The sequence below is a fragment of the Flavobacterium aeripolare genome (genome assembly GCF_013294025.1).
GTDB lineage: Bacteria > Bacteroidota > Bacteroidia > Flavobacteriales > Flavobacteriaceae > Flavobacterium.
On record NZ_JABSNL010000001.1, the window covers coordinates 206,729 to 225,239 of the forward strand.

The 18,511-nt window shown below is 33.8% G+C and carries 16 protein-coding genes; 7 read left to right on the top strand and 9 right to left on the bottom strand.

What is annotated here, in order from left to right; genetic code table 11:
* Positions 1-92 precede the first annotated feature (92 nt).
* The 8 genes from HNQ00_RS00885 to HNQ00_RS00920 all read right to left on the bottom strand — a co-directional run bounded on the left by HNQ00_RS00885 (position 93) and on the right by HNQ00_RS00920 (position 10,848).
* Complete coding sequence (locus tag HNQ00_RS00885; RefSeq protein WP_173836162.1) at positions 93-929, bottom strand: FRG domain-containing protein; 837 nt, start codon at positions 927-929, stop codon at positions 93-95.
* Positions 930-1,107: 178 nt separating this feature from the next.
* Positions 1,108-3,621, bottom strand: a complete 2,514-nt coding sequence (locus HNQ00_RS00890; protein ID WP_173836164.1) for an HD domain-containing protein — start codon at positions 3,619-3,621, stop codon at positions 1,108-1,110.
* 366 nt (positions 3,622-3,987) lie between these two features.
* A complete protein-coding gene (locus HNQ00_RS00895; RefSeq protein ID WP_173836166.1) occupies positions 3,988-4,278 on the bottom strand; it encodes a putative quinol monooxygenase in 291 nt (96 codons plus the stop codon).
* A 121-nt stretch (positions 4,279-4,399) separates the two neighbouring features.
* Positions 4,400-4,882 carry a cupin domain-containing protein gene (locus HNQ00_RS00900; RefSeq protein ID WP_173836168.1) on the bottom strand — a complete coding sequence of 161 codons (483 nt, stop codon included), beginning with the start codon at positions 4,880-4,882 and terminating at the stop codon, positions 4,400-4,402.
* A gap of 9 nt (positions 4,883-4,891) precedes the next feature.
* The gene (locus HNQ00_RS00905; protein ID WP_173836170.1) at positions 4,892-5,905 is read right to left on the bottom strand and encodes a zinc-binding alcohol dehydrogenase family protein; all 1,014 of its coding nucleotides are present in this window, start codon (positions 5,903-5,905) and stop codon (positions 4,892-4,894) included.
* A gap of 369 nt (positions 5,906-6,274) precedes the next feature.
* The gene (locus tag HNQ00_RS00910; RefSeq protein WP_173836172.1) at positions 6,275-6,661 is read right to left on the bottom strand and encodes a hypothetical protein; all 387 of its coding nucleotides are present in this window, start codon (positions 6,659-6,661) and stop codon (positions 6,275-6,277) included.
* Between the two features lie 326 nt (positions 6,662-6,987).
* A complete protein-coding gene (locus tag HNQ00_RS00915; RefSeq protein ID WP_173836174.1) occupies positions 6,988-8,739 on the bottom strand; it encodes a DUF885 domain-containing protein in 1,752 nt (583 codons plus the stop codon).
* Between the two features lie 132 nt (positions 8,740-8,871).
* On the bottom strand, positions 8,872-10,848 hold the full coding sequence (locus HNQ00_RS00920) for an alpha-ketoacid dehydrogenase subunit alpha/beta (RefSeq protein ID WP_173836176.1): 1,977 nt from the start codon (positions 10,846-10,848) through the stop codon (positions 8,872-8,874).
* 188 nt (positions 10,849-11,036) lie between these two features.
* Here HNQ00_RS00920 and HNQ00_RS00925 point away from each other — a divergent pair, with 188 nt between their 5' ends.
* Both HNQ00_RS00925 and HNQ00_RS00930 read left to right on the top strand, forming a co-directional pair.
* On the top strand, positions 11,037-11,510 hold the full coding sequence (locus HNQ00_RS00925) for a response regulator (protein WP_254598409.1): 474 nt from the start codon (positions 11,037-11,039) through the stop codon (positions 11,508-11,510).
* A gap of 41 nt (positions 11,511-11,551) precedes the next feature.
* Positions 11,552-13,804, top strand: a complete 2,253-nt coding sequence (locus HNQ00_RS00930; protein ID WP_173836178.1) for an ATP-binding protein — start codon at positions 11,552-11,554, stop codon at positions 13,802-13,804.
* Here the strand turns inward: HNQ00_RS00930 and HNQ00_RS00935 are convergent.
* Positions 13,794-14,354: a biliverdin-producing heme oxygenase gene (locus HNQ00_RS00935; protein WP_173836180.1), complete on the bottom strand. Its 561-nt coding sequence runs from the start codon at positions 14,352-14,354 to the stop codon at positions 13,794-13,796. The genes HNQ00_RS00930 and HNQ00_RS00935 overlap by 11 nt on opposite strands.
* 180 nt (positions 14,355-14,534) lie before the next feature.
* On the opposite strand from HNQ00_RS00935, the gene HNQ00_RS00940 reads away from it, so the two are divergent.
* The 5 genes from HNQ00_RS00940 (at position 14,535) to HNQ00_RS00960 (ending at position 18,493) form a co-directional block, all read left to right on the top strand.
* A complete protein-coding gene (locus tag HNQ00_RS00940) occupies positions 14,535-15,485 on the top strand; it encodes an isopenicillin N synthase family dioxygenase (protein ID WP_173836182.1) in 951 nt (316 codons plus the stop codon).
* Positions 15,486-15,693: 208 nt separating this feature from the next.
* Positions 15,694-16,023 carry a translation initiation factor gene (locus HNQ00_RS00945; RefSeq protein WP_173836184.1) on the top strand — a complete coding sequence of 110 codons (330 nt, stop codon included), beginning with the start codon at positions 15,694-15,696 and terminating at the stop codon, positions 16,021-16,023.
* A gap of 96 nt (positions 16,024-16,119) precedes the next feature.
* Positions 16,120-16,989 (top strand): nucleoside phosphorylase, encoded by an 870-nt coding sequence (locus HNQ00_RS00950; RefSeq protein ID WP_173836186.1) that lies wholly within the window; start codon positions 16,120-16,122, stop codon positions 16,987-16,989.
* Positions 16,990-17,112: 123 nt separating this feature from the next.
* Positions 17,113-17,640, top strand: a complete 528-nt coding sequence (locus tag HNQ00_RS00955; protein WP_173836188.1) for a GNAT family N-acetyltransferase — start codon at positions 17,113-17,115, stop codon at positions 17,638-17,640.
* 1 nt (position 17,641) lies between these two features.
* Positions 17,642-18,493 carry a substrate-binding domain-containing protein gene (locus HNQ00_RS00960; RefSeq protein WP_173836190.1) on the top strand — a complete coding sequence of 284 codons (852 nt, stop codon included), beginning with the start codon at positions 17,642-17,644 and terminating at the stop codon, positions 18,491-18,493.
* The last annotated feature ends 18 nt before the right edge of the window (positions 18,494-18,511 follow it).

Here is an 18,511-nt window from a genome sequence, read left to right on the forward strand (position 1 = left end):
AGAAGGCATTTGCGCAGCGTTCGCGATGGAATTGTCGTTTGAAAATTGAATTAGGGAATATACTTCGCACAGCTGGGATATTATTTCCATAATTACTCTCCTAAGTTTTTTACATTAATTGCTTTTAATTCTTCATCTACATTATCGTCTTTACGATAGTACTGCCAATCTATGGTTGCGCCATGAGCTTCGAGTTCAGCTTTGATAGATTTTTTTGCATCACCCTCAATAATTAACTCTAAAAGTAAGTCTTTATATTCTGGTTGCTCTTTTAAATCTATTGCTCCTTTTCTTACTGACTGTAGCCAAAAACGCCCAGCTTGTCTTGAAATTCTTTTTTCACCCACATAATCAAATTTATCATTTAACAGGTAGATTGGAGTATTAATCATCATATCTTTTTCTAATTCAAAAGGGTCAAGTTGTGAAGAGGCTTTAGAAATTTTATCTGAATTAAACAACTGGTCTCTGGGAACCAAAAAAACATTAAAGGTTCCATCTTGTCCAAAATGTTTTTCATTCTCTACAGCAAACATTAATGCAGTTTCCCAACCGATTGACCAATCCATGAATCTTGTTTTTAATCCTAAATGTTGTGCTTGATAAAGTGCATACCATTTATTTTTTAATTCTGGATTATTATCATTTTCGCCAAATGGAAGTCTAATATAATCATCTTGATTTGCAACAAAATTCATAAAATCATTATATAATTTTTTTTCAATTTCAATAAATTCTTCAGGAGATAATTTATTTCTGGCTAAGCCACAATTTAGCTCATATTTGACTAAACCGTGACCTCTATAATTTTCCATTATATCATAATAAATCCGTAACTCTTGTATTTGGCTTATTATAGGTTTTAATTCAGCTATTGATTTTATTCTAGTTCCTTGATATTTGGCAATAAGTTGTTCGATTGTCTGCATTTATATATATAAGATTTATCGTTTAAAATTAAATAAAACCACATATTTATCTGAATTTAGTCAAGTTCTTTTAATTGTCAATAGGAATGGGGTCAAAGTCGGAGACATTTGCGCAGCGTTCATGATATAATTGAGCTTTGAAAATTGAATTAAGAATTATACTTTGCGTAGCGGGTTATTATTTTTCAAATTCTGTTTTTCTTTCGAAAAAATTATTTACGAAGTTCTTTAAAGTTACTTTTTCATCTTTATCTAAATTCATTAAATCCATAGCACCTAAATGAATAGCTTTTCCTACTATATAATTAACAGTATCTATGGCTTTTGAATCTATATTGTTTCGAGAAATATCTGGTATAAATTTACGTGAATTTATATTTATAACGATAGTATTAATTTCAAAAACGGAAGCTGAAATACGAATATTAAAGCGGAAGTCTTTTATTAAAACACTTCTCATAAATAGTTCTTTTCTTTTTTCGGGAGTGCGCCAAGAATACATTGAACTATCTTTGTCTTGGGTATCAAAAGGTAAATACAAATTATTTTTTCTGCCTTCAAATAAAGTAATTTCTTTTACATATGCTTTTGTAATACAAGAATCAGAATGTCCAATTTTCTGAAGTTCTTCTATACCAAGTTTTTCAAAAATAGAACTGCCAGATTTAATAATTTCATCATAGAGTGATTCTTGATAATCTTTGGGGAAAATTACCGAAATCCATGTTAATTCACGATCCATTTTGTCAATTACTTCATCTACATCTTCATTTGTAAATTTCATGCCACTGCTAAAATCATCTTCAAAATTATCTTCAACGAGTGGTATTGAAAGATATTTAATTTCTTCAGCAACGATGTAATCGTCGATATTTAAAGTTGAAAAATCAGTAACTTCTTCTAAACCTTCATCATCATTGTATTTATATAAAGTTCCAGGGAAGTTTATTTCATCAAACTTTTTTATAAACTCACTTTTTGGTTTAATTAAAGCGTATCCTTCTATGTCTTTTATATAATCTTTAAGGTCAATTTTGATAAAACCCTTTTCAAGTGGAGTTGAAAGTTTTATGGGATTTTCAATTTTTGTAATTTCTTTTAATGATTTATCTACCACTTCAAAATTAATACCATCAGTGAGGAAATATTTATTTAAAAATACTTTTACATTTTGGGGTTTATTTTCAAATACTTTTATGAAGTTAATATAATTAAGAATGACTTCAGTTCCATCAAATGATACATCTTCAGATTCCGTTAAAGAAGTCCATTCATTTCCTTTTTCAAGCTCAATTAAATATTTGTTTTTTGCTTTGTAATGTCTCGTTAATACTTTAACTTCATCAGATAGCATAAAGCAAGAGAGAAACCCAATTCCAAAATTACCTATTGGTTTATATTCAAAATCTTTAAGTAAAAAGTCTGTTGAATTATAATAAGAAACACCAATGTTTAAGAAATGTTTTTTTATTATATCCATAGACATTCCTGAACCATTGTCCTTAATGATAGCTTGGTTTTTATCTATATCTAAAATAATTTTAATTTTAGGTTGATAAGTATCTTGACCAAATTCATGTTTCATCTCTTCGGTTTCTTGTCTTATTCTGCAAGAATCAATTGAATTTTGTATTAATTCTCGAAGTCCCAAAGATTTACTACCATAAATTTTTTCTCCCATTAATAATGAACTAATGGCTTTGAATTCTAATGTCATTTTATAGTCAGAAAATGTATAGCCCTCTGTCTGTATATTAATTTCAGGATTTGTATCATATACTAAACTATATTGAGTTGGCATAGAATTAACTAATGCGGTAGCATTAGTTAATTCATATTTAACCCAGCTTATATAAACTAGTATTTTTCTATGGATACTTGCATTTGTTGCTTTCCCGTGAAAAACTACTTTTTTTTGTTGTGTTTTTTCGTTTATTATAATTTTATCATTGTTAGATATTATGAAATGTTGTTTCCATTCTTCATCACTTATTCCTTTTGGAGAAATTATTTTATATAAATTATATGGTGTTCTATTACCATCAATATCTAGAATATCAGCAAGACGTAAAACAGAGGCAATATATTGTGAATTAAATGAATAATCTCCTCTAACTTCATTTGTTCTTAAGTTCGATTTAATCCAATCATAATCTTCAGTATGTGCTTGGCATATCAATGCAAGTTCTTTTGCAAAATCAAGATTTGTTAATTTAGGAATTATTAAATTATCCTTGAGATTTTCAATAATGTATCTCCCAGAAAGCGAAGCGTGTATTCTTCTAACATATTCTTGTAATGCTAAATCTTCGTTTCCATTCATTATTTTTTTCATAGCAGAAAACTTTACATCACAAAATGGAAATGAGTCAGTTTTAATTAAGTTTACATCTTCTTCACTAACTGCCATTCCAATATCATGTAATAATGCTGAATATATCAGTAACGTTATTTCAAGTTCATTTAATTTAGAAACATCACTAACTATCTTGCTCATATATTCCATTATTCGAAATGAATGACCAGTATTGTGTAAAGTGTAATGTGGAAAAACATATTGTATTCTACTATTTAAAATATCTTTAACAAATTCAAAAACCTCTCCAATTTTAGGAAGAAATGGACTTTCAATACTTTTAAGATGCTTTATAAACGTTAAGTCATCCAATTTGAAATCTGTGTCAATATTCATATTCTTTTACTGATTTTGTTGTTTTAATTCTGGACTTTTTTAAAATTGCTGGCAACTAGTATGTGATAATTACAAACTTTATTCTTTACGCTAATGTAAGATAAAACAATGAAAACATATACATATGCTAGCAAAACAAAGTTATGTTAAAATAATATTTCTTTCATCCCCAAAATCCCTAGCCCAGATAGAAGTGAAAATCCTTTTGGGAAGGCGTTTTTCAGCCTTACCAAAAGATTGTAACGGATAGCTGGAAATAGCTCCAAAAACAATTACTATCTTCAAACTATAACAAAAAAAAAGCTTTTGGACCATGTATTCACATTGGTCGCAAAAGCTCCTATTTCAAATTAAATGGTTTATTAGTTATGCAAGCATAGTCATTTTGTTCACTGCAAATTCGGCAATAGCATCTTTGGCCGCAGTTTGGAACGCTACGTAATGAGGCGTTGCAGCGTGTAAAGTAAGTGCCTCAGCATCTTTCCAGTTCTCATACATTGTAAATGTATTGGCGTCGTCATTGTCTTGAAGGCAGTTGTAGTTGATACAACCCGCTTCTTGAACACTACTGGCAACTAATTTTAGTAATTCGGTTTTAACCAATTCTCTATTTTCTTCTTTGGCTACAATTTTAGCCACAACCGTTATTATACTCATGATTTGTCTATTTTTATGGTAACAAAATTACAGCTTTCAGATGGCTTTACTGCCTAATTTAACGTTCTCTTCTCAGTTAAATTTGGATAGTAAAGCCAACCAATCTGCTGCATTTTTATCGCTATTTGTTAGATTTTGCTTTGTTCAAGTAATCTGGAACTTCTTTTGAAAGCCAATCTTCGCGCACGGGTACATGCACATCTAGATCCACGGTTTGCTCCAAAGCCCAGAATTCATGCGGTACATTTTCGGGGAAAACAATTACTTCACCAGCACCAACTTCTACAAATTGTTCTTTGCCATCGATGATCGTTTTAATTTTGACCTTACCCGACATGATGTAGGTAATTTGCTCGTTTGGGTGTTTGTGCCACGCAATATGAGCTCCTTTTTCGAGGTTAAAAAGCGTCATTTGTCCCTTTTCTCCATGAAACCACTTGCGCTGAATTCCGTCACCAATAGTTTCTGACTTCATTTTGTCGAAATTGAAGTGCTGCACTTTTGAAGTTGCAACAGAATCTATGGTGTTTACTTGTGCCGCTGTGTTTTGAACGCTACATGCGCTTATCAAAATAGCAGTTGCGATTGCTATTTTTAATTTCATTATTTTGTATTAGTTGTTAAAACCTTCTAGAACAATTTTACCTTTTGCTTTTCCTGTTTCCAAGAAGGCATGGGCTTTACGCAAATTTTCGGCGTTGATGCTTCCGAAATTTTCGCCTAAGGTTGTTTTTATCGTTCCGTTGTCAATCAAAGTGGCTACTTCGTTCAAGATATTGTGTTGACGAATCATGTCTTCGGTTTGAAACATCGAACGCGTAAACATAAATTCCCAGTGCGTAGAAACCGATTTCGCTTTGAAAGGCATGATGTTGAACGATTTTGGATCATCAATAAAACCAAATTTTCCTTGTGGTTTGATCACTTTTACAATTTCTTCAGCATGTTGTTCGGTAGCATTTAAGCTTACAATATAATCTGGAGCAGCAAGCTTGTATTTTTCGAATTCTTCGCTCAATTTATTTCGGTGGTTGATTACGGTGTCTGCACCCAATTCTTTCAGCCAATCTGTTGTTTCTTCGCGTGAAGCGGTTCCGACAATTTTAAGTTTTGTCAATTTTTTAGCTAATTGAACCAAAATAGATCCCACACCACCTGCAGCACCAATAACCAAAATTGATTTGTTAGCGTCATCCTTAGCCACTTCTAATCGGTCAAACAACATTTCGTAAGCGGTAAGAGAAGTCAATGGCAAAGCAGCAGCTTCGGCATACGATAAACTTGTTGGTTTTTTACCCACTATGCGCTCGTCTACCACTTGATATTCGGCATAACTTCCTTGGCGTGTAATATCACCTGCGTACATTACTTCGTCTCCAACTTTAAACAAAGTCACGTTTTCACCCACTTCTTTCACGATTCCGGTAGCATCCCAACCAATAATTTTCCAGTTGTCACCATCGGCAGGCATATTGGCACGTACTTTATAATCAGCAGGGTTTACGGAGATGGCTTTGATTTCGACAAGAATATCTCTTCCAGTTGCTTTAGGCGTTTCTACGGTTACATCTTGTAGTGATTTTACATTATCTACAGGTAAATTTTCTTTATATCCAATTGCTTTCATAATTTTATTTTTTTAAACTATCATTTTTATAGCGACAAAAGTAAGTATAGTAATTAAAACTCACAAGAACGGTCATAAAGTATAGTAGTGAATTTTTTATTTAAATAGCTGTATTTTAATTAATTAACAATTTAATTTTTTACTATAAAAAGTATAGCTGTCTAACTATTAATAGTGTACAAATAGCTTAATTAGTGATGTAGCAAAGTTATGGAGGAAGTAGCTATTGTATTCAGTACGAGTAAAGGGTATTGTTGTACTTTTAAAGGTTTTCTTTTTATTCGAAAATGATTAAATCAATATTATAGCTTGCTACTATTAAATATGGAGGATAGGACTATAATGGCTAGTCAGGACCGTGGTAAGCGCTTATTTGAATTCTTTTCTACCTCTTATAATATCTTCATAGGTGCAGCATTTTACAAATTCTTGTTCGCCATCAATTGTCATGGGTAAAAAAATAGTATCTACCTCTGATAAATCTTCTTTCAAGTAAAATGCGATATCATCAAAATTATAGAACCATTCTTGATCAAATTGTACCTTATTTATAGTGGCATCTTTTAAAATATTTTTTTCGAGTAGCGGCTTCATGAAAATTTGAATAGTTAATAGGCTAGTAAGTAACAAAGGTACATTTAAATCATTTTTTAGCAAATACACAATTATTAAAAATCTATTAAAGTAATTCGTTCCTGATTTTGACTTGGCTACACGCCAAAAAGGCCTATGCAAACGGTTTTTAATTTTCAACATACTGTGTTTTAGACTGATTTCATGCTAAATACCCCCTATTCTATCACAATTAGCATCAATATTTATAAGATTTTGCTATAAATGACCAACAATCTAATTAATGGCTACTTTTATAAAAAATAAACAAATACTAACCAATATTATTACCATGAACGGATTCTTCAAAACAATACTCGCAGGCTGGGGTGCAAAAAAATTAGGTGGTGGCTGCTTTGGTACCATCATCCTCTTTGTTATTATCTACTGGATATTAGGATACTTTTAATATAACAAAAGACCCAACTAGCATTTGCCAATTGGGTCTTTTCATTTTATGTCTAGAAATTTTATTTCTTTTTAACTTCTTGTAGCATCAGTCCTTTTATGTATTTCACTGGAGCACTACCGTAGCTTAAAAACTTTTCATGAAATTGCTTAAGATTAAATTGTGCTCCTTGCTCCTTTTTAAGTTGCTCTCTAAAATCGTAAATTTCAGTGTAACCTGTAAAATACGAACTAAGTTGGACTTGTGATAAAGTAACACGCTTCCACTTACCTTCTGCCTCTGCTAGTTGCTGAAAAGCTTCATCTATTAATAAGTGCATAGCAGCTTCTTTTGTCATTTCCTTAGTGTGCACACTGTAATCTAAAATCATATTGCAAGTAGTACGCAAATTCCACTTATAATACATTAACCACATCTCGTCAGAATTTTTATAGCCACTTTCTAGCATCATCAACTCAGTGTATACTGCCCACCCCTCAATCATAGCGCCATTACCTAGAATAGATTTGATAATACTAGGGGATTGATTGCTATAAACTAACTGTGTGTAATGTCCAGGAATTGCTTCATGAATATTTAGTATTTGTAAAATGTAATCGTTGTATTCTCTTAAGTAACTTTCAGATGTTGCTTTGTCCCAACCTGCCATACTCCCTACATTATAGTAGGTATTGGCATTTTTATCATATGGTCCAGGAGCCGAAATCGAAGCACCAGCTACACCTGCCATATAACTAGGCTCTTTTCTAACTACTAATGGCTTAGAAGGATCAATATACAGTAGGTCTTTTTCTTTTACATAAGCAACCAACTCTGGAATTTGTTTCTCAATCTCTGACTGGAAATTAGCTGGAGTGGTGTGCTGTAAAGAGATTTTATCGATAACAGAGCGAATCAATACCAAGCTATCTGCGGGTTTTACCACTTTCTTGTTGTATTTTTCCCAAAGTCGATCAGCAATAACAAACATTTTTTGATGCAATTCTCTCTTGTGTGTCATTGCAATGCTATAAATTGAATCTACCTCTAAGCTTGACTGTATGTCTAAGTCAAACTTTTTTGCATATAAATCTGCACCCAATCTAAACGAACGGGGCGTACTATTGTCTAGTTCCTGCAACCATTTAGCATAATCCTTAACTGCAGTTATTGCTAATTTTGCGCGCTCTTTGATTTGGTTTTTCTCAGCTGTTTTTAATTTGCTTTTGCTTAAAGCATTATTTAAATCTTTTTCGAAAACAGAAATCCCACCTAAATTTTGAGCAATCGCTAAATCAGTGTGTTCTACTGTTGGGTTCTTAATATTCTTTTTTGCGGCTTCATAATAGGCAGGTACATTTTTAAGTTTGCTATTAAAATTATGCAAACGTGCCTCTAATGAATCGTAATTGCCATTCAAAATCTCAGCAAAAGAGCCGCAAACATTATACTGCGATGGGTTCCACTCTGCTGATTTTAAATTATCAATGTTAAAAATCGTACTTTGTAATTGATTTTGTATAAGGTGTAAGTCGGTTTTATTATTATTCGAAAGTTTTTCTAACGGGTAAGAACGAAGCGAATCCAACTGTACGTGTGCAAAATCCAGCTGCATTTTTGTATACGCAGAATCAGCCACAATTAAAATGCTATCGCCTTTGTGGTACCCTTGACTAGAAGCCCAGTCAGGATAAACTTCCCATAAATTACTGATAAAATGTTCTTTATATTTTTCGAATTTAGAGTCTACCGTTTCCGTTTTTTTTATGTCTTCCTTCTTTTTACAAGAAGCTAGTGCACCCAAAATAAAAAGTGATACTACGAGTTTTTTCATGTTTGTACGATTTAAAGAAATAAAGATAAAAAAAATTGGCGGCTGCGCGCTATAAAATCCCAAACCTTTGTTAAAGCAAACATCCTTTAATGATGCTACTCATAAAAGGATGTCTCTAGTATTGTTGTATCTTTAATAGGCTAATAATGCCAATAGTTCTTTTTCAAAGCGGCCTTTTGGCAAATACTGATCTTCTAAAGCCTTAGTAAACGGGATGGGAGAATCAAGACTCCCCACACGTTTTACAGGGGCATCTAGATATTTAAAGCACTCCTCCATAATCAAAGCTGAAATATCACTCGCAATTCCGCCAAAAAGGGAATCCTCTTGGTAGATAATTACGCGTCCGGTTTTCTTTACAGATTTAAAAATAGCTTCCGTATCTAAAGGTTGTAGCGTGCGCAAATCTAATAAATCAGCAGCTATCTCAGGATTTTGATTTAAGGTTTCTAAAGCCCAATGAACAGCAGCCCCAAAAGCAATAATGGTAACCTCCTCGCCTTCTTTTAATAATGCCGCTTTACCCAATGGCAACGTGTAATAATTTGTAGGTACTGCTTGATAAACAGAACGATACAATTGCTTGTGTTCAAAAAACAACACGGGATTAGGATCATTTATAGCCTCATTTAGTAAACCCTTAGCATCATAAGGAAAAGCAGGATAAACCACTTTTAAACCAGGAGTTTTAGTAAACCATGCTTCATTTGTTTGTGAATGAAACGGTCCCGCTTGTGTACCACCACCGCAAGGCATTCGTACCACCACATCTGCTTTTTCTAGCCAGCGATAGTGAGACTTTGCTAATAAATTTACGATTGGATTGAAACCTGTGGAAACAAAATCTGCAAATTGCATTTCTACAATTGCTTTGTGTCCATTGATCGACAATCCCATTCCAGCTGAAACTACAGCACTCTCACAAATAGGGGTATTGATTACTCGCTGTTTACCAAATTTAGCCACAAATCCATCGGTGATTTTAAATGCTCCACCATATTCAGCAATGTCCTGACCCATGATTACTAAATTCTCATGACGTTCCATTGACTCTCTCAAACTAGTTGAAATAGCATCAATAAAACGGATTTTTTCTTTTTCTTGGGAAGGAGCAACTTCCTTATAGTCAAATGCTTTGTAAACATCGTTTAACTCTTCACTCAAAGAAGCTTCAATCTCAGGTTCAGCATTAGCGATAGATAAACTATCGTCAATTTCTTTTTTGATTGTTGCGCGTAAGTTCTCATCAAACTCGTTTATTAGAATTTTATTATCCTTTAAATATTGTCTGTAATTTTCAACCGGATCTTTTACTGCCCATTCATCCATAAGGTCTTGAGGAACATATTTAGTGCCACTCGCCTCCTCATGACCACGCATTCTAAAAGTTTTGAATTCGAGTAAAATAGGTCTCGGATTTATTTTCATCGAAGCTTTTAATTCTGTAATTAAATTATAGACCTCTAGAATATTATTTCCATCTACAATATGGCTTTCCATTCCGTAACCAATGCCTTTATCTGCTAAATTTTCACAACGATATTGTTCATTTGTAGGAGTTGAAAGTCCGTACCCATTATTTTCGATAACAAATAAAACGGGCAATTCCCACACAGAAGCAATATTCAATGCTTCATGAAAATCCCCTTCAGAGGTAGCTCCTTCACCAGTAAATACGGCAGTTACTTTTCCATTATTTTTGAGCTTATTTGCTAATGCGATTCCGTCTGCAACTCCTAGCTGCGGACCCAGATGCGAAATCATACCTATAATTTTGTACTGTTGTGTACCAAAGTGAAAACTTCGATCACGACCTTTGGTAAAACCACTTGCCTTACCTTGCCATTGTGAAAAAAGGCGATGTAATGGAATCTCCCTGGTTGTAAAAACCCCTAGGTTGCGGTGCATGGGTAATACATACTCATCTGAGTCTAGGGCAGCGGTGACCCCTACAGCGATTGCTTCCTGACCAATACCAGAAAACCATTTTGAAACTTTCCCTTGTCTTATCAAGATGAGCATTTTCTCCTCTATTAATCTTGGCTTGAGTATTTTTTTGTACAGATCTAGTAGTACATCATCAGTTAAATTGGCTCTTTCAAATTTCATTGTTAGCTATTTTTGCATCTATCAAATATACAGAAATATAACATTTGCAACGCAAAATGTTATATTTTTATTTATATCAGTATTACAGCATTATAAATAACTGATTACTAAGTACCAGTCAATTTTATCATAAATTTAAGTAGTAATTTGATGTTAAAGTTTTATTTTTGCCCACGGTTCATAAAATAATGTTAATCGCATCAAATAACTCTTGGGATATTATGGGACATATTAAAATATTTTATGCAGACGACGACGAGGATGATTTGATGTTCTTCAATGAGGCTGTCGAACAAATATCTGAGGCTATTCACTCCCCTATTAGCTTAGATATTTTTAAAGACGGTGAAAATTTAATTGAAGGAATCAAAAATAATGAGGAGCATAATTCCGTGCTATTTTTAGATATCAACATGCCTTTAAAATCGGGTTTTCAGTTCTTAGAAGAGATTAGAAATGATCCTAAATTAGAAGATTTTCCTGTGGTAATGTATTCAACGAGTTCTGATCATTTGATTATTGAAAGATGCAAAAAACTAGGTGCGAGCTATTATGCTATAAAACCCTACGACTTTAACGACTTGATAAAACTGATTACTTCATTTGCTGATATTAATTGGGAAAACCACATAATTGATTGTAAGAACTTCTTGTACAAATAATTAAACTTAAAAACCTACTTTACTTAAGATACTTTATACTAATGAGTTTTAGAAATATTCTTAATGATAGTCTCGTTAATTTAGACAATTGCGGCGACGAACCAATACACATTCCCGGATCAATTCAACCTCATGGTTTTCTACTAGCAATTGATTCTAGCACATCAATAATAACGGTTTGTAGCGCAAATTGCCAGGAATTCATTGGAATTACACATGAGCAGGCGCTAGGTAAAAGCTTATCGCAATTATTTGATACAGCAATTTTAGATTTTATCGAATCATTTAAAGTTGAAGATACTAAGCAGGTTAGAACGATAAACTACACGCTCAAGGAGACTGATTATATTATTAGTATCCATCGAAGTGTAGCTGAGATTATCATCGAATTTGAGCCTTTACACGCACAGTTTGACGAAAAGAACTCCCTTTACAATTCCTCAAAAAAGTTACTTTCTTACATTGAAAATACCAATAGTCTACTAGACCTTGCAGCTGTAGTGGCATTAGGCATTAAGGAAATAACCAAGTATGATCGTGTACTTGTTTATCGCTTTGATAAGGATTATAACGGAGAAGTAATTGCCGAAAGCAAAGAAGCGCACTTAGATTCTTATTTAGGATTGCATTATCCTCACACAGATATTCCAGCTCAAGCTAGAGATCTATATTTACGCAATCACTTGCGAATTATTGGTGATGTTGATTACGTTCCTGTTCCGCTTTTTAAATTAGAGACTAAGGAAAGTACTAGATTAGATTTAAGTCTGTCTGTGCTTCGTAGTGTTTCACCCATACATATTGAGTACCTTAAAAATATGGAAGTAGCAAGCACGCTAACGATTTCATTGCTTCATAAAAACAAACTTTGGGGGTTGATCACTTGTCATCATTCTGAACCTAAATATTTAAGTGAAGAGATAAAATCGGCAGTAAAATTACACGGGCATTTTATTACTTCTCAAATTGATGTAAGGTTACTGAATGAAGAATTTGAAATTGCAGGAAAAGCTACCGCTGCCTTAGATGACCTAATATCAAAAAGATTTGAATTAGAGCGAACGGATATTCAACATTTAATCGAAAATGAGTCGGTACTAAAATTATGTAACAGTGCAGGTTTTACAGCCATTATAGCTGATAAAGTATATGGCGTAGGTAAAACACCTTCAGAGGAAAATACTAAAAGACTGGCATTATTTCTATCAGAATATGTCAAGGGAGATCATTTTCAAACAGACTCTTTGCTTTCGATTAGTAACGATCTTTCCTTTATTTCGTCGTATTTTCCTGGAATAAATTATTACTCCTTAAATAACGAGACAGATTGTATTATTTGGTACCGTGAAGAATATATCAAAGACATCTTCTGGGGTGGTGATCCTAAAATTAGTGACGACAGTATCGAGCGTTTGACACCACGAAAATCATTTGCTAAATATGCCGATTCAATAAAAAACCACAGTCGTGTTTGGTTAAAATCAGAGCTAAGTACTACTACTAATTTCCATAATTTCCTCCAAATTCAGTTGCGAACTATTTTGCTATTAGAAGAAAAGGAAAACCAAAAGCGTTTGCATACCATCTTAAAGGATACTAATGCAGAGCTAGAAAACATCAACTGGATTAGCACGCATGATTTACAAGAGCCGCTGCGTAAAATTAGGATGATGGCATCGGTCCTTGTGGGAGGAAATGAGTTAAAAGCTTTACCAGAGGATGTACAAAGTAAGATTTTGAAAATGCAAAGTTCAGCTGAGCGCATGCAAAACTTAATCACCGATATTCTAAAATATACTAAAACGGGTGCTCAAAATTCTAATTTTGAATCTATTGACTTGAATATTCTTTTTGCTGAGCTTAATAAGGAGGAGTTAATCGATAGTTTTACCACTAATGAGGCTACGTTGCTTGTGGGTAAATTGCCTAATATAAACGGAGTTCCCTTTTTACTTAAGCAGTTGTTTTCGAATGTAATTAACAATTCTATAAAATTCAAAAGTCCGCTTCGTAATTTAGAAGTCAGCATAAGTGATCAAACGGAGGCTTTCAATAACGACGGACCTCGCTACCACATTATCGAAATAGCAGATAACGGAATAGGTTTTGACAACGAATACAAAGAGAAAATTTTTAAAATATTCTCTCGACTTAATAATAAAGAAGAGTACGACGGCTCAGGAATAGGTCTCGCTTTATGTAAAAAAATAATGACCAAGCACGATGGCTTTGTCACTGCAGATGGTACAGTAGGACAAGGAGTAAAAATACACCTCTATTTCCCTATTGCTTAGTTTGCAGCCAAATTTCAAGTGCTTTAAATGTGTTTTGTGCCGCATTTAAAGCACTTTCTTCATCTAAGACTACCGTTGTGTTTTCTATCGAAATTTTAAATTGCTTCCACATTTTCATGGTGTTTTCGCCATAGGATAGAAAATAGTTTATTTGGGAGTCAGTCAATGTTGGCAATTGCTTTTTTAACATTCCTGCGATAAATTGTCCACCTAAAGTAGAGCCTTCGATAACATACAAAACCCCAATCGCTTCAGAAATAGAGCTAATCGTATCAGGATAATTGTTGACAGTAGTAATGGCCGCGCTGTGATTTAAGTTTATTAAATCAGTATGTAAATTAGCTACATGAACACGTTTACTCATATCAGGAAGTAGGGTATTATCTATAATGCTGTGTACCTTTTTCTCTAATTCAAAATAGAATCCGTATAGCTGAAAAAGTAAATTAGCATATTCCTCCTGTGAAGAGAGGTTTTTCAGTTTTTGAACTAATACCTTCTCAACGCTACTATGGTTTGTTTTTGTGGCAATTTTTAAATGATCTAACAAGGCATTTTCTTTAAGTTAATAGAATTCAAAAGTAGTATAATATACGCTATATCTAGTATTGCTAGCTGTTAATGAATACTAAAAATTGTTATTGGATAAAAAAAGTAATACAAATTAAATTATTACATTTACGGCAATGAAATTAATATAGCTATTATATTAATAAATAAATTTATAAGTATGCAACAAATTCCTAGTGTTGACTTACGTGATTTCCTGTCGGATGATCCGGCACGTAAACAAAAATTTGTAAATGAAATCGGAAGTGCTTTTGAAGAAATTGGCTTCGTAGCACTTAAAGGTCATTTTTTAAATGATCAATTAGTGGAGGAACTGTATGGCGAAATTAGAAATTTTTTCTCTTTACCATTAGAAACAAAACGCAGTTATGAGATTCCAGGAATTGGAGGACAACGCGGTTATGTATCTTTTGGGACAGAACATGCAAAAGGAAGAAAAGAAGGTGATTTGAAAGAATTTTGGCATTTCGGTCAGTATGTGAGCGAAAATTCAAAATATGCTTCAGAATATCCTGAAAATGTGCAGGTAAAAGAACTGCCTAAATTCAATGCTGTAGGTAAGGAAGCGTATCAAATGCTTGAGAAAACAGGAGTTTATGTTTTAAGAGCACTAGCTTTACGTTTAGGACTAGACGAATTCTACTTTGACAATTATGCTAAAGATGGAAATTCAATTCTAAGACCTATTCACTACCCTCCTATTACATCTGAACCTGCAAATGCAATTCGTGCTGCAGCGCATGGTGATATCAATTTGATCACTTTGTTAATGGGAGCGCAAGGAAAAGGATTACAAGTTCAAAACCATGAAGGTGAATGGATCGATGCCATTGCTGAACCGGACGAACTAGTTATTAATGTGGGAGATATGTTATCGCGCCATACTAATAATAAATTGAAATCTACAATTCACCAAGTGGTTAATCCGCCAAGAGAATTATGGGGTACTTCAAGATATTCCGTTCCATTTTTTATGCATCCTGTTAGTGATATGCCGTTAAACTGTTTAGAAAACTGTATCGATGCAGAAAATCCTAAGCAATTTGAAGACATTACTTCAGGTGAATATTTGTATGAACGTTTAGTAGATTTAGGTTTAATAAAAAAATAATTCCTAATTTTACTACTAGTAATAAAAGACATTGAGTTTACTTGATGTCTTTTTTCTTTTTGAATATTAATCGAATTATAATTCGCTGACATTTAAAAGAAAAAACAAATAAAAAAAAATCCGTGACAATCTGTTTAATCCGCGTTCCATTTAACGGATAATAGGCACTGACACATAAGCATCAGCAAAAAAAATATAAATATAAGTTATGGACTTAGCAGACCAAGTAAAAAACCTTTTCCCAGATCACGAACCACTTCCCGAAGAGAAAGCAGCGGAAGTACCTCATGAATTATACGTTCAAAAAGAACCTATGATTTGTAAGTTCGAAAAAAGGAAAGGCAAAGCAACCACTATTATCGAAGGCTATGAAGGATCTGATGAAGATTTTAAAATCCTAGCCAAAGAAATCAAAACCAAATTAAGTGTTGGTGGTACCTTCAAAGATGATTCTATTATCATACAAGGCGATTACCGCGATAAAATAATGGAAATATTGAAACTAAAAGGTTTCAAAGTTAAACGTGTGGGTGGATAGCCCCTAACCCCCGAAGGGGGAACAAAAGAGAAATTTATAACTAAACCTATTGACCTCTAATAGGAATTCCCCCTTCGGGGGATAGGGGCTCAAATTATGATACAATCATCAGAATTAATATTAAACCCAGACGGAAGTGTTTATCACTTAAACCTTAAACCAGAAAATATTGCACACGACATCATCTTTGTGGGTGACCAAAATCGTGTGGAGAAAATCACACAGTTTTTTGACAGTGTAGAGTTTTCGACTCAAAAAAGAGAGTTTAAAACTCAAACCGGTATGTTCAAAGGGAAACGTTTCACTGTGATGTCAACAGGAATAGGTCCTGATAATATCGATATTGTGGTCAACGAACTAGACGCATTAGTGAATATCGATTTAGAAACGCGCCAACCAAAAAAAGAATTAACTAGTCTAAACATCATTCGTATAGGAACTTCGGGTTCGCTTCACGCAGATATTCCTGTGGATAGTTTTGTGATGTCAAAATTTGGTCTAGGACTAGATAACATGCTACGTTCTTATTTGATTGACGAAGTATCAAACGAGAAAATAGAAGATGCTTTTGTAAGCCATACTAATTGGGATTTACGCAAAGGGAAACCATATGTTATTGCGTGTTCAGAGAAATTAGAAAAAGTTATTGAAAGCGATAAAATGCACAAAGGAATCACAGCTACAGCTGGAGGTTTTTACGGACCACAAGGGCGTGTATTACGTCTTAATATTCAGGATGAAAGTTTAAATTCTAAAATGGACAACTTTACATTTGAAAATAATCGCATTACGAATCTCGAAATGGAAACGGCAGCAATATATGGTCTTTCGGCGCTTTTAGGACACCATGCACTATCACTAAACGCAATTATTGCTAATCGTGCTAATGGGACTTTTAGTGCTGATCCGTACAAAGCAGTCGACGCCTTAATTGCTTATACATTAGACAAATTAGCTACTAATTAATTTATTTAGGAGCTGTTTCCTGCTATCCGCTGTATTCCCGATAAATAAAAACTACGGCTTAAAAAAGCCTTGTTTTTCTATATCGGGAGATGCCGCTCCTATCAGGGCTAAAAATGAATAACCATGAGTATCATCCTCCAAACCGAAAGACTGCTTTTAAGAGAAATTCTCGATACTGATCTCGAAGGAATGTTTGCATTAGACAATAATCCAAATGTGCACAGGTATTTGGGTAAAAACCCGATACTGACTATTGATAAAAGTCAAGAGTATATCAACAACATCCGGGAACAGTATGTAGCGCACGGTATTGGCAGATATGCCGTTATTCTTAAAGAAACCAATCAATTTATAGGTTGGTGTGGTATAAAATACATAACAGAACCTGAGAATGGACATGTCAATTTTCACGAAATAGGCTATCGTTTTATCGAAGACTATTGGGGGAAAGGCTACGGTTATGAATCGGCTAAAGCCTGGCTCGATTACGGTTTTAATACCATGAATATAAAAACCATCTATGCTTCGGCACATATTGATAATAAAGGTTCGCGCCACATTCTGGGAAAATTAGGGATGCAAACAAAAAACGAGTTTGAGTGGAATAAAATTCCGTGTATTTGGTTCGAATTAGAAAATAAAACGATTTAATATGACTACAATTAAAATAGCAGGAGTACCAGAACACTTTAATCTGCCTTGGCATTTAGCCATAGATAATAACGAATTTCAGGCAAAAAACATAGATCTACAATGGACAGATGTGCCAGAAGGAACAGGTAAAATGTGCCAAATGTTACGTTCAGGAGAAACAGATATTGCTGTGATTTTAACTGAAGGTGTTGTTAAGGATATTGTTGCAGGTAGCCCTACAAAGATTGTTCAAGTGTATGTTGATTCTCCTTTAATATGGGGAATTCACGTAGCTACAAAGTCGCCTTATAAAACAATAGCCGACTTAGAAAACACTAAATGTGCTATTTCAAGAGTAGGTTCTGGCTCGCAATTGATGGCTTATGCCAATGCGGGAAATCAAAATTGGAATACTAACGATCTGCAATTTGAAATCATCAATACTATCGATGGCGCTGTAGAAGCTTTAACTGCGGGAACCGCAGATTATTTCATGTGGGAACGTTTCATGACAAAACCACTGGTTGACAAAGGTACGTTTAGACGTGTGGGTGACTGCCCTACTCCATGGCCTTGCTTTGTGATTGCTGTGCGTGAAGAACTTTTAGAACAGCAACCTGAAGTCATTAAGACGATTCTCGAAATCATCAATCATAAAACCGAAGGATTTAAGGACATTACCAACATAGATCAAATTCTAGCCCACAAATACCATCAAAAAACAGCTGACATTCAGGAGTGGCTCTCATTAACAACATGGTCACAAAAACCATTGGCTAAAAATTTGTTAAACAATGTCCAAAATCAGTTATTTGATCTCAAAATCATTGATAAAAAAGTTACTTTTGATGAAATTGTAAAAACGTTTTGATTTTTACATTTTCGAAAA